Below are 12,840 nucleotides of genomic sequence, written 5' to 3' on the forward strand. Positions count from 1 at the left end.
AATAATGGGGTTGAAAAAATGAGCATTAGTTAAATATGGTTAATGAGTACAAATTCATACCTGTTATTTACGAGCAAATGCTGAAAGTCAGTGTTTTGAGTATTGGATGAGCATTTTAGAGAGTGAAGGCTGAAGTTTTGATATTATGTCGGTTTATCGTAATCTGCAAGAAACTCACTTAAATCGTGCCCGCGCCAGTCTCAGACAAGCGCTTTCTTGGTATGGATATCTTCGCAAGTCAGGACAGCATTCATCTAACCCAGAATTGGTAGGTTTGGTGAAACCAGAATTGGAAGCTTTGAGAGCCACACTCAACAAACTAGATTCAAACGTTATTAGAATAGCTGTCTTCGGTTTGGTGAGTCGAGGAAAGTCAGCAGTTTTAAATGCTTTACTGGGAGACAAAATTCTGCAAACTGGGCCCTTAAATGGTGTCACCCAATGGCCGCGTTCCGTGCGATGGCAGCCCAGTGATAAGGTACTAGTAGAGTTAATTGATACTCCCGGATTAGACGAAATTGCGGGTGAGTCACGGGCAGATATGGCACGAGAAGTAGTACATCAGGCGGATTTGATTTTGTTTGTTGTGTCTGGTGATATCACACGTACTGAGTATCAAGCACTGCTAGAATTGCGACAATCACAAAAACCTCTGATTTTAGTGTTTAACAAGATAGATTTATACCCAGATACTGATCGCGGAGTGATTTACCAAAATTTGCAACAACTGGGTGCTGGGAATCCCCAAGCGAAGCCTCTACTCCCGGATGAAATTGTGATGGTGGCGGCGGAACCAGCAGCAATGGAAGTACGGGTTGAGTGGCCCGATGGGCGTGTCAGTTATGAATGGGAAACACCACCACCGCAAGTAGACGAACTCAAAGAGACAATTCTGAATATTCTTAATCGGGAAGGACGATCGCTTCTGGCTTTAAATGCACTGATCCAAGCACGGGATGCAGAAGCCGCGATCGCTCAAAAAACTATCGATTTACGCGAAAAGGAAGCCGAAGAAATTATTTGGCAATTTACCAAATACAAAGCTTTGGCAGTAATGCTCAATCCCATCGCCTTCTTAGATATCCTTGGCGGAACTGTTGCTGATTTAGCTTTAATTCGCGCTCTTGCTAGATTGTATGGTTTGCCGATGACTAGCTACGAAGCCGGGAAAATTTTAAAAACAATTATATTTAGTTCTGGTGGCTTGCTACTTGGAGAATTAGGTAGTAGTTTTATTTTGGGTTTAGGTAAAAGTACGGCTGCAATAACCAGTGGTGAAAATCCTAGCAATATTACTGCTTTTGCTGGCAGTGCGATCGCTCAAGCTGGTATCGCCGGTTATGGTGCGTATTCTGTTGGCAAAGCCGCCCAAGTCTATCTCGAAAAAGGCTGCACTTGGGGAGAATTGGGCGCTAGCAGTATCATTCAAGAAATTCTTTCTCAAGTTGACCAAAACACAATTATGTATCGTCTGCGACAAGAGTTAGGTATAAAGTATTAAGATTTTTGAGTTGTGTTCCGAAAAGTTTCTGTTGACTCAAATTAACCAGGAAGTAAAATATTTAACTTTGGAAAAACGAGACAACTGCTACCTCAATTCACACAGAAGAATAAGCACGGTCAAATTTACAGGTTCATGGTGGCTTAGAGAAACTTTGACTTGCGGTACTAGACTAAACCTTTAGCTTTGCCTTGCTGCTTAGATTTTTTGCCCAAGAATATACCAAAAGCACTAGCCGTCAATGAACCGAATATGATTGAGGGTTCTGGAACAGAAGTAGGTTTCAAAACAGGTGTCAAAAGAAAAGCATGAACAGGATAATTACGTCCAGGGTCTTGAATAGTACCAGTACCTACAATTTGTCCAGAGTTGTTGATCCCATCTGCGTTTTCCAGAACCCAACCAGAATTAGCAGGGATGAGGTCGTTTAAATTACTTATTTTACCGTTACTATACAAGAAGGGAGCAGTGACTTTAGACCCCTTGATATAGCCTGCATTACCAACTACCTGCCCAAAATCATTAATATCAGTAGCGTCGCTGTTTGGTCCTCCAAGTGTGCCTAAGTCTTGTAGTGTTCCACTCCCACTGTAGAAGAAGGCGTGGCTAACATTACAAGGGCATTCTTTTGGATCGTCTGGTTCAAAAGTTGCTCCAGTGTCTGCGCTACCAACGACCTGTCCGAAGTTATTGATAGCAGAAGCTACACCTTCCTCACCGCCAAGTGTGCCTAAGTCTTGTAATGCTCCACTGCTGCTGTAGAGGAAAGGGTGATTTTGTCCTAACTGAATTTGTTTAGAGCCAACTATTTGTCCTGAGTCGTTAATATCATTTGCAGAGCTTAATCCCCCAACGGTGGTCAGGTCTTGTAATACTCCACTCCCACTGTAGAAAAAGGCGTGGAATTCTCCTTCCTTCGTTTCTGCCGAGCCAACGACCTGTCCTAAGTTATTAATAGCATTAGCGACGCTGGATTCCCCCCCAAGGGTTCCGAGATTTTGCATTCCAGTAGCATCACTCCAGAGAAAAGCATAATCAGATCCATATACAGACTTGTTTGATTCACCAACTACTTGACCAAAATCATTGATTGCGTAGCCAGTGCTTGAATTACCACCTAAAGTACCTAAGTCGTCAGTTGTTGGATTAATTGCACTGTTAGGAGCCGTGCGAAAGGCGTGAGAGCGGAAAACATCAGTACTAGAAAGAATTGAGCTACCAACCACTTGACCAGCATTGTTAATACCATATCCTGGACTATAAGCATCAAAGCCAGTAGCAGTAGGGTTTAAGGAACCAAGATTGGTAATAGAGTACAATTCCCCAGCAGCAGCCTGCTGGGGAATTGTAACTTCTCCTATGATTAAGGCGATCAGCCCGATACCAGTAGCGCCCAGAGTATACTTCGACATATTTTTATTAAAACTTTACCTTTCTAGGTTTTATCAGTATTTGCTCTACATTTAATAATCAAAAAATATACTTTTTTTAAGGAATATTCGTATTGGTACTTAATGTAAGCGTAGCTGCTTAGAGACAGTACAACCTCATGAATTGGATAGTTAGTTATATAGATGAATAGTTATTTAAAAAATTTTGAGTTACTACAGACACAAGTGTTGAGAATAAATAAAAATTGTTTCGCCTTTCTTACCATTTATAAGTGTTTATCAACTTCTATCAATATCTTCTGACAATTGGCTGACATTCCCAATTTGGGATGCAAGATTGAGAACATGACCATCTCTACTAGCGATCGCAACTAGTAGAATTCCCATACCTTTTTGAATCTAAAGATGACAAGAGGGTAATCTCACTCAAATTTGCTAAAAAGATGGCGGTGTTTACCACTACTTCTTGTAGGAAGCCTATCTAAACTAGAAATGTGAGCTTATTGAGGTCATTAAAAGCTCGCAGTTAATAACTCTGTCTGTAAATTAAAGGTGAAAGTATCATGACAACTACCTTAAAATTTGAAACTGCTGGGGCGGCAAATCTTGAAGAAGCCATTGTTAACGCCATTACTGAAGCCCGGACAACTTGCGATCTAAATGGCAGCAATTCTGCTGGTTGTGCCGTAGCTTGGGATATTGTAGAAGAATTGCAAGCTGAGAAAGCCCACCAACACCAAGCAAAATCAAAGAAAACCTCTTTGGAAAATTACTGCGATCACCATCCAAATTCCGTAGAGTGTCTAATCTATGACCTTTAACTCTTCCGTAAATCAGTTATTGCTGATTGCGTTATTTGCTTAATTGCCTCTAAATCAAGTGGTGGTGTTTCACTTTCCATTCCCAACCACAACAGATATTCGATATTCCCAGCAGGGCCAGTGATCGGCGACCAAGTTAAGCCTTTATATTTCCACCCTAATTCGTGGGCTGTTTGCAACACCTGAAAAATGGCATTAGCTTGGTCGTTTGGATCGCGTACAACACCTTTTTTACCCACACGGGATTTGCCAACTTCAAACTGTGGCTTGACTAACAACACAACTTCTCGGTTCGCTTGAGTTAGTTGCCACAAAGCAGGGAGAATTTTGGTTAAAGAAATAAACGATACATCGACCACTGCCAAATCAGGAATCGGGTCATCGTCGCCATATAACTCATCTGGTCGTAGTTGCCGTAAATTGGTGCGTTCCCGCAAAATTACCCGCGAATCGTTTCTTAAGAGCCAGTCAACTTGTCCGTAACCGACATCAATACCGTAAACTTGTTTTGCTCCAGCTTGCAAAAGACAATCAGTAAAACCACCAGTAGAAATCCCACCATCTAGACAAACGCGCTCTGCTACAGGAATGGCAAATACTGACAAAGCTTTGGAGAGTTTTTCACCGCCTCTAGAAACAAAAGGCGATCGCTCTTTAATATTTATTTGAGCCGAAATATCAACTTCAGTACCAGGTTTATCAACTAACTGCTGATTAACAGTAACTTCTCCCGCCTGAATTAACCGTTGTGCTAAGGCGCGAGAAGAACATAAATTTAACTCTACTAATAGTGTATCGAGTCGCTGTTTAGCCAATTAACTAGACTCTCCTGGTAAGATTAAAACCAAAGCACGATTGATAATTTCTTCTTGGTTAACCAGCTTTTCTAATTCTTGGACTTCATAACGACCTTCTTCTACTTCTAGAGAAGCCTCATCAATGGCATTTAAATAAGCTTCTGCTAAAATTTCTAACAATTCTTCTGGCGTGAGATAATAGTTACCAGCTTTGCGCCGCTTATTTTCTCGCTGAATTTCCCGAACTGAATTCCGAATTAAGACTTCCCAAGAGCGAGTCGTGCGATTTTCAGCTTGTTGTTTAATCAGATACAACAATAAAATCACTGCATAGTTACGAATCGTCTTGATTATGTCATTTCGGCTCATTTCCTCTAATTCTTCAACTATAATCAATGCTCCTTGAACATCCCCCTTAACAAGCAAGTCTTTTAGGGTTAATAATTCTTCCATAGTCAGTGCCTCAAACATCGGCAACTTCTATTGTGGCTGATGACGGTTTTAGTACAGATAACATAAATTAATGCATTTAATCTATGAGCGATCGCTACTTAAATGTATTATTCTTTTGGAATACACGACATCAAAATAATTAAGATACAGCAAAATCCGTGTATTGCCGTAGTTCAGTGGGATGGAAACCCAAGACAATATCTTCGCGCAAAATACCCGCTTCTAATAATGCCTCTGCGATTGGCTCGGAAGTACCATCATATTGAATCCACACTTTATCATTAATAATATCTATATGTACCACCGAACCATGTACACGGCGCACTCCATCCCAGCCAATGTGTAACACTTCGTAGTGGTCTCGCTCCGAATCAATGACTGCTTCTGTCTCTATTTGACCGTTAGCAGGCTTGTGACTAGCATAGTCAAATATCAACTGACGAATAATTTTACGATACCGAGCTAGTTTATCCATCTGATAATCCTTTCTAGTTGCTCGTCAAAGACAATTACCCTTATTCCTATACTATTAAGAATTAGCTGACCAAAGCGTTCGGAAAAGATACCTTCGTAAACCCGCTTGGGAACTGCTAAATAAAGTTGGCGTTTTGGTTGTAGTTCTTTAAGCACGCTACGATAAACTTCATACTGTCCTACAGCTTCCTGGAGATCATTCACGGGGGAAGGACTCAGAAAACTTTTGATTTCAACAGCTATTTTTTGATCGTCTCTCTCAGCAGCAATAGTAACTCTTTCTGCTCCAATATCTACGTAAAGTTCTCTACCTCCGTATGCCAGGTATAAGGGATCGTTGGTTATTGTCCAACCATCTGCTATAAGTGCTTTAATGACTGCGGCATGGTAGATGTCTCTGGCTGGCATTAGTCGAAAGATAGCTGCAAAAACACAGCTTTAATCTAGCAAAGTTATTTTAGAGAAGCGTTATTTTGATAGAAAAGCGATCGCTCCATTAAACCAAAGTGCGATCGCTATTTATGTTTATGTCGGCGCAGACACCTTGCCCACTTAAAATCTAAATATCTATTTCGCTCAACTCGCGTGCGATGTGATCGAATGGTTCATCTACAAAAGCAGTATTAACCACACCTGCTGCTACTACTTGTTCCTTAATCAGATCCTTGAGAATTTGGATACCGCGAACCGTAGGCCCAATAGGCACTCCTAGAGAATTGTAAGTTTCCCGCAGCCCTTGCAGCACCCGTTCATCCAATACATTTGTGTTCCCAGCAACCAGCGCATAGGTGGCGTAACGCAAGTAGTAATCTAAATCCCGCAAACAAGCCGCATAACGACGAGTCGTATAAGAATTTCCACCAGGACGAATCAATTCTGGCAGCTCTTCATATAACTTTAAACCAGCTTGCTTGACAAGTGCAGCCGCATTAGAATTGATTGCCGCCGCCGCTTGTACTCTTGCTGTACCACTATCAAAGTAAGACTTTAGGCTATCGATCGCATTCCGGTCAAAATACCGACCAGCTAGGTCATAATTCTTAATTAAACTTGTTACCGCATCGCGCATTCCTTCTTCTCCCAATCATTGCTATTTATGGTTTGATATTTATTTGGCTGCACTTATGCACCAGTAAAGTTTTGTGCTATTAAAAATAGATTCGGCACAAAAACAATCTATCCACTATCTATGGATTCTATGCCAAAGTTGACCCCTATATGATGAACTTTCCAGTTTTGTACAGATGATTGCCGAAAGGTTAATATAACCTGATAATCCAGATATCTGTAACATAAGCTACAAAATCCCTTAATGTCTCCTATTTAAGATATTTCAGGTGTGTCACGGTCTGATTGAGATCAGCAAGGTTACGATGCTTTGGAAGATTCTGGTATTACTTTAGGAAATTGGTAAAGAAGGAGTAACAATGACAACACCACAAGAAGTCTTGGAATTGATCCGAGACCAACAAATTCAACTGATTGATCTCAAATTCATCGATACAGTAGGGACTTGGCAGCACCTCACAGTGTACCAAAACCAAATCGATGAGACTGCATTCACTGATGGCGTGCCTTTTGACGGTTCCAGCATTCGGGGTTGGAAAGCGATCAACGAATCGGACATGACGATGGTACTCGACGCCAACACTGCTTGGATCGACCCATTCATGGAAGTGCCAACGCTAAGTATAATTTGTAGCATTAAAGAACCCCGCACGGGTGAATGGTACAATCGTTGCCCACGCGTTATTGCCCAAAAAGCAATAGATTACCTGGTTTCCACTGGTCTTGGTGATACTGCCTTCTTTGGTCCTGAAGCTGAGTTCTTTATCTTTGACAGTGCTAGGTTTGCCCAAACTGCCAATGAAGGCTACTACTTTATAGATTCCCAAGAAGGTACTTGGAATTCCGGCAAAGTCGGTACAGATGAAAAACCCAATTTGGCTTACAAACCACGCTTCAAAGAAGGTTACTTCCCAGTTTCACCAACGGATTCTTTGCAAGATATCCGTACAGAGATGCTGTTGACAATGGCACAATTAGGTGTGCCCATTGAAAAGCATCACCACGAAGTTGCCACTGGTGGTCAGTGCGAACTGGGTTTCCGCTTTGGTAAGTTGATCGAAGCAGCTGACTGGTTGATGATTTACAAATATGTGATCAAGAACGTTGCCAAGAAATACGGCAAAACCGTCACCTTTATGCCCAAGCCGCTGTTTGGCGATAACGGTTCCGGGATGCACACTCACCAATCTATTTGGAAGGATGGCAAACCTTTGTTTGCTGGTGATAAGTATGCTGGTTTGAGCGATATGGGATTGTACTACATTGGTGGTCTTCTCAAACACGCACCAGCCCTGTTGGCAATTACCAACCCCAGCACCAACTCATACAAGCGCCTAGTACCTGGTTATGAAGCTCCTGTTAACTTGGCTTACTCCCAAGGGAACCGTTCTGCTTCTATCCGTATTCCTTTATCTGGCACTAACCCTAAAGCCAAACGTTTGGAATTCCGTTGTCCAGATGCTACATCTAACCCCTATTTGGCATTTGCTGCAATGCTTTGTGCTGGTATCGATGGCATCAAGAACAAAATCCATCCTGGTGAACCTTTAGATAAGAATATCTATGAACTCTCTCCAGAAGAACTAGCAAAAGTTCCTTCAACTCCAGGTTCTTTAGAACTGGCGTTGCAAGCACTGGAAAAAGATCACGCCTTTTTGACAGAATCAGGCGTCTTCACGGAAGACTTTATCGAAAATTGGATTGATTACAAGCTAGGTAACGAAGTTAAACAGCTGCAGCTGCGTCCTCATCCCTACGAGTTTTACCTCTACTACGATACTTAATGAAGAGTCGTATCTAACTAAAAAGTAATAAATTTTACCACCCTAAAGTAGAGGGTGGCTTTTTTTTCCAGATTTGTCAGTTGAGACATTCACTCAAAAAATCCAGTTTAGAATTCCTGAAATTTAGCTCATGGAAGCATGACTGGACCCATAAATCATTCGAGTATTAGCATCTACCTTCCCTTGAATCGGGTTCCAGTAGTGAGATGCTTCTTCAGGAAGACCAAGCTCTTGTGCCGCCCGCATTAGTATTGATTGTTGGCGATTCTTGACTTGCTGATGTTCGCGCACCATTAACGCACGAGATTTATCTGCGATAGACATAATCATAGTCCTCTCTATTTCGTGAATATATAATTTTCCTTTCTTTACAAGACTAATATAGCAAATTTTCTGTAACATAAGCTACTTTTTATATAAATTTATATTTGCTTTTACTGACAATGTCAGCTATTTTTCCCCAAAGCTGGAAAAATCTTCCTTAATCTACCGTTAATGGCTAAAATCATCTGGCTTCAGATTTGTCTCACTTGGGAGCCTTTACTTTTCCAACATATAGATAATTTATTTGTTACAATTGTTTATCTAAAAAAATATAAGTAATCAAAACTTGAGCTATTTTCATGCCTGACACATTAACTAAGCTGACTTATCAGACTTTTCAACAGGGCAAAAATTACTTTGGTCTAGCTCACAAAATATTAAGTTCACAGTTGAGGAAGCTGATGTATCCAACGCTTGAACAAAAGACCAAACCAATACCGAAGGAGGTTGTACTCAAACTTCAAGAAAGATATAATCAGGTGCTGGAAACTGACTGGCAAGATGCCCACCAAGGTGTATATCCCGAAAGCTTGCTGTTTGACAATCCTTGGGAAGACTTTTTTCGGTATTATCCACTGGTATGGCTAGATTCTCCTCTAATATGGGAGCGCACAGAACGACTGAATTATCAAGATTTTTCGCCTGAGATAGATATAGACGGTTATCCCAGCTACTATATACAGAACTTCCATCATCAAAGTAATGGCTACTTAAGCGATAAGTCAGCCAATTTATATGACTTACAGGTGGAAATTCTTTTTGGTGGAGCAGCTGATGTGATGCGGCGGCGGATTCTCGCTCCCCTCAAGCAAGGGTTGAAAGTTTTTGAATCTGTATCACCAAGGCAAGTTCGTATTTTGGATGTAGCTTGTGGAACTGGGCGTACTCTGAAGTTAATTCGGGCAGCATTGCCTCAAGTATCTTTATTTGGTACAGATTTGTCACCAGCTTATTTGCGTAAAGCAAACGAACTATTATCTAAAATTCCAGGAGAATTGCCGCAACTTTTACAAGCGAATGCCGAAGAGTTACCATATCTAGATAACTATTTTCATGCTTTACTTTCTGTTTTTCTCTTCCATGAGTTACCAGCGATCGCACGTCAAAGTATCATTGAGCAATGCTTCCGAGTGACAAAACCAGGGGGAGTCTTTATTATTTGTGACTCAATTCAGTTGAGTGATTCACCTGAGTTAGAGCATATAATGGACTTTTTCCATACAACATACCATGAACCTTACTACAAGCATTACACCACTGATGATTTGGTAGAACGTTTAGAGAAAGCAGGCTTTGAGAATGTTGAAATCCAAGTCCATTTTATGAGCAAGTATTTTATTGCTCATAAGCCAGCCTAAATGAGTGAATAGTCATCAAAATTTGAGTTAGGGATTTAAACCCTAACTCAAACGAGGTACGTTATGAGGCTGAGTGAGATGAAACGAAAGGGATTTTATGCTTCGGCAAAGAACGCTAAATAAGCGTCAAAGCGAAGATAAATTACTTGCTGATATAGAAACCAACTACTCAATGTATGAAAAGAAAACCTATTGAAGAATAAAGTGAAGTTGCCTTAAGACTATTTCCTCAACAAGCAAAATGTCTGAATTAGATGTGCTTTAAATTAACTGATAGCCTAAGTAACATCTATTTCTAATGCCGTTGAGGATTGAGATGCAAAGCTTTCCAGCGAATATGAGCAACAGTTGTAGAGCTTTTGAAAAGTTGGTAATGCTATCGAGCAAAGCACTTAATTTGATTTGCTTTTTGAGCGGCAAGATTGAGACCAACTATATATATACAAAGTTTGCAGTTGAAATACTAAGCGATCGCTGAAGACTTTCGTGTGTCAACTGTATATATCTCTGCCAGAAAAACTGTGTAACAGATGTTAGCACAACATCCTGTTTTCTGGTAATTTTGTTCCTTTGGGAAAAGAGGCATTACCCTACAGTAGTTAAACCACAGCATAGATATTTCGGGCTTTTTATGTCACTTCTCTGCGCCCACTACCGCGATGACGTGGCGCATCATCTGAAGCTTGTTCAGATGCCGCCGAGTGCCACTGTTCTGAAGTAGGCGTGGAAGGCAGCCCTGTTGATAAGTGATTGACCATTGCTTGGCAATTAAAAGCTAAGGGGCCGAACACCAGACTCGAGACTAAAAGTGAAATGGCAGCACGCATAGCAGATGTCTATTTTGGAACTCTCCTTTTCACTGATACTTAGCTTTTTAATGAATATCCGGACAATTAATCAAAAAGTATTCTGCTTTACTGAAAATAAACTCTTCTTATCCTCTGTTTAAATATTCGACTAATAACCAATTACCAGAGTGATTGTAACGACCCCACAATGTAACTAATTGTTCATGGGGATAAGCGCGTAGTTGCTCGTTGATATGCGATCGCAAAGTCACAAGCTGCCAACTTTGCCCTTGATATGCGGCTGGGGCTATGACAGTGAATTTGTATTCCTGCTGTTCCAAGCGGTAAAAAATCCCTTTGAAACAGTTACTCTCCTGAATTAATGCTTTGTCAAAAGCAGAGTCAGGGCAATCGCCACTAACTGGATAGGCTTGTGGGTTATCTAAGTAATACAGTTGCCAGTAACGCCAATCCGAACGATTGGAAGGAAGATTAAAAAAAGGAATAATTAGCGCTTTTGAGCGATTATCTTCTAATAAAGCCGTTTGCAACGTCCTAACAGGTAAATCTCTTGGCTGGCAGTTTAACTCAACACATATTGCTGCTGCCATTCCTGCTGCTTGACCAATTCCCATAACCACAGGTTGTAATCTGGTAGCGCCATTGGCAATATGAGAAACAGAAATATTCTTTTCACAGACCAAAAAACCATCTGTTGTGGCTGGAATCAGACAACTGTAGGGAATTGTAAAGGGAGTCCCCGTCCAACGTCCTCCCCAGCGGATAGATTTTGGTTGTAATGGGAATTGAACGCCAGGATAATGATGGTCATTAGCGTAGTTACCAACTGCGATTGCTTCGCAAACGCCAAGGGCGAACGCATCATTAAATATAGATGCAACTCTACCTTTGGCGATCGGCAAAATATCCTGTTCTCGGACAGTAGTTAGCCCCACCAAGCGGCGGCTTTCTCGGTAATAGGGATGCAGTGCAAAAGCTGTAGAGGTGTGAGGAAATACTTTTTTTGCTAAACCATAGCGACTACCAAGTTGTTTTTGGATAAAATGAGCAAAATTTTGGCTATGCCAGCAAGATTCTTGGATGAATTCACTTCTGGATAAATCTGACTCTATCAACCGCTCTACCCCTTCGCCGTAGTCATTGCCACAGATTGGCCAATTCATCATAAACAAGCCATCAGGCAAACGTCCATAATTTAAAAATGTTTCTGCTGCATAGCCATGCCAAGCACCTGTAAACTGTGATGGATTATAGTTAGGGGCAGCCGGAATCTTTGGTGCAATTGATTCACCAAAGTCTTGCATAATCACTACATAAGTGGGCGCTTGCACAGGATATTTCTGGGTTAAAGAGTTAAAAGTCACCGAGGCGCTGGGTTCTCCCCACTCCGATTGCAATTCCCAGCCCCAACGGTAAGGTATATCAGCTAAAGGTAATAAATCTCCTAATTCTGTGGCGTCGAGAATAATCTTGGCTGTGACAGCAAAATCAGCAAAGCGCACACCAGTAATCGAATCACCTTGGCGGTAAACCTCCATTGGCACTTGTCCAGAAATCCAGTGCAGATTCGGCAATTCCTGCACCCAATCAGCAAAAATCTCTGCCCCAATCCGGGGATCGTAACTAAAAAAGCTTACCCAGCTGTTATCTAATCCTCCGAGCTGTCGTTGTCGCAATTCCTGCAAAAATGCGCCCCATAACCCTGTTTGAAAGGCTTCTAATTCATTGCCATCGGGTGCAGATACTCCAGCTGAAGTTAACATTCCCCCCAACCAAGAAAATTCACTCACCAGAATCGTTTTGGCTCCCCGTCGCGCCGCTTGGATAGCAGCCGCAGTCCCTCCGGTTCCACCACCAACAACTAAGACATCAGCCGTGTATGTTTGATTAACCATCCTTTAACCTCACTGGAGTTCCGACATATTTTCCTAAAAAAAGCGATTGCATTCCAGTTTTTATCTCAAACTGAGTGCGATCGCGATCGGATTCCTGAAATCAACAGAAATTATTAGGATTATTTCTCAATTAGTACTTACCCTACTAAAAGTCAAGGCAGTGTT

At 41.4% G+C, this 12,840-nt stretch carries 13 protein-coding genes; 4 read left to right on the forward strand and 9 right to left on the reverse strand.

The annotated features are described in order from the left end of the window. The first annotated feature begins 145 nt into the window (after positions 1-145). Positions 146-1,501, forward strand: coding sequence for a GTP-binding protein (locus tag V7K56_RS06505; protein ID WP_334908728.1), 1,356 nt, complete (start codon positions 146-148; stop codon positions 1,499-1,501). Between the two features lie 167 nt (positions 1,502-1,668). Here the strand turns inward: V7K56_RS06505 and V7K56_RS06510 are convergent, their stop codons facing one another. Beyond that, a complete protein-coding gene (locus V7K56_RS06510) occupies positions 1,669-2,913 on the reverse strand; it encodes a DUF3466 family protein (RefSeq protein WP_334908730.1) in 1,245 nt (414 codons plus the stop codon). Positions 2,914-3,455: 542 nt separating this feature from the next. Here V7K56_RS06510 and V7K56_RS06515 point away from each other — a divergent pair. Beyond that, positions 3,456-3,713 carry a Calvin cycle protein CP12 gene (locus V7K56_RS06515; RefSeq protein WP_334908732.1) on the forward strand — a complete coding sequence of 86 codons (258 nt, stop codon included), beginning with the start codon at positions 3,456-3,458 and terminating at the stop codon, positions 3,711-3,713. Here the strand turns inward: V7K56_RS06515 and V7K56_RS06520 are convergent. The 5 genes from V7K56_RS06520 to apcB all read right to left on the reverse strand — a co-directional run bounded on the left by V7K56_RS06520 (position 3,710) and on the right by apcB (position 6,506). Further along, the gene (locus V7K56_RS06520; protein ID WP_334908734.1) at positions 3,710-4,528 is read right to left on the reverse strand and encodes a TlyA family RNA methyltransferase; all 819 of its coding nucleotides are present in this window, start codon (positions 4,526-4,528) and stop codon (positions 3,710-3,712) included. The two genes, V7K56_RS06515 and V7K56_RS06520, sit on opposite strands and share 4 nt — an antisense overlap. Next, positions 4,529-4,963 (reverse strand): DUF29 family protein, encoded by a 435-nt coding sequence (locus V7K56_RS06525; RefSeq protein WP_334908935.1) that lies wholly within the window; start codon positions 4,961-4,963, stop codon positions 4,529-4,531. Between the two features lie 139 nt (positions 4,964-5,102). Continuing rightward, positions 5,103-5,438, reverse strand: a complete 336-nt coding sequence (locus tag V7K56_RS06530) for a XisI protein (protein ID WP_334908736.1) — start codon at positions 5,436-5,438, stop codon at positions 5,103-5,105. Then, a complete protein-coding gene (locus V7K56_RS06535; protein WP_334908738.1) occupies positions 5,426-5,845 on the reverse strand; it encodes an element excision factor XisH family protein in 420 nt (139 codons plus the stop codon). Before V7K56_RS06535 ends, V7K56_RS06530 begins: the two co-directional genes overlap by 13 nt. Before the next feature lie 151 nt (positions 5,846-5,996). Then, positions 5,997-6,506 carry an allophycocyanin subunit beta gene (gene apcB / locus V7K56_RS06540; protein WP_334908740.1) on the reverse strand — a complete coding sequence of 170 codons (510 nt, stop codon included), beginning with the start codon at positions 6,504-6,506 and terminating at the stop codon, positions 5,997-5,999. Positions 6,507-6,864: 358 nt separating this feature from the next. On the opposite strand from apcB, the gene glnA reads away from it, so the two are divergent. Continuing rightward, positions 6,865-8,289, forward strand: coding sequence for a type I glutamate--ammonia ligase (glnA, locus tag V7K56_RS06545; RefSeq protein WP_334908742.1), 1,425 nt, complete (start codon positions 6,865-6,867; stop codon positions 8,287-8,289). A 123-nt stretch (positions 8,290-8,412) separates the two neighbouring features. Here the strand turns inward: glnA and V7K56_RS06550 are convergent, their stop codons facing one another. Beyond that, positions 8,413-8,613 (reverse strand): hypothetical protein, encoded by a 201-nt coding sequence (locus V7K56_RS06550; protein ID WP_298911897.1) that lies wholly within the window; start codon positions 8,611-8,613, stop codon positions 8,413-8,415. 299 nt (positions 8,614-8,912) lie between these two features. Here V7K56_RS06550 and V7K56_RS06555 point away from each other — a divergent pair, with 299 nt between their 5' ends. Continuing rightward, the gene (locus tag V7K56_RS06555) at positions 8,913-9,971 is read left to right on the forward strand and encodes a class I SAM-dependent methyltransferase (RefSeq protein WP_334908744.1); all 1,059 of its coding nucleotides are present in this window, start codon (positions 8,913-8,915) and stop codon (positions 9,969-9,971) included. 629 nt (positions 9,972-10,600) lie between these two features. Here the strand turns inward: V7K56_RS06555 and patX are convergent. Continuing rightward, the gene (gene patX, locus V7K56_RS06560) at positions 10,601-10,798 is read right to left on the reverse strand and encodes a heterocyst-inhibiting protein PatX (RefSeq protein WP_334908746.1); all 198 of its coding nucleotides are present in this window, start codon (positions 10,796-10,798) and stop codon (positions 10,601-10,603) included. Between the two features lie 107 nt (positions 10,799-10,905). After that, positions 10,906-12,675, reverse strand: coding sequence for an FAD-dependent oxidoreductase (locus V7K56_RS06565; protein ID WP_334908748.1), 1,770 nt, complete (start codon positions 12,673-12,675; stop codon positions 10,906-10,908). Positions 12,676-12,840 lie beyond the last annotated feature (165 nt).

It is taken from the genome of Nostoc sp., assembly GCF_036917535.1.
GTDB lineage: Bacteria > Cyanobacteriota > Cyanobacteriia > Cyanobacteriales > Nostocaceae > Nostoc.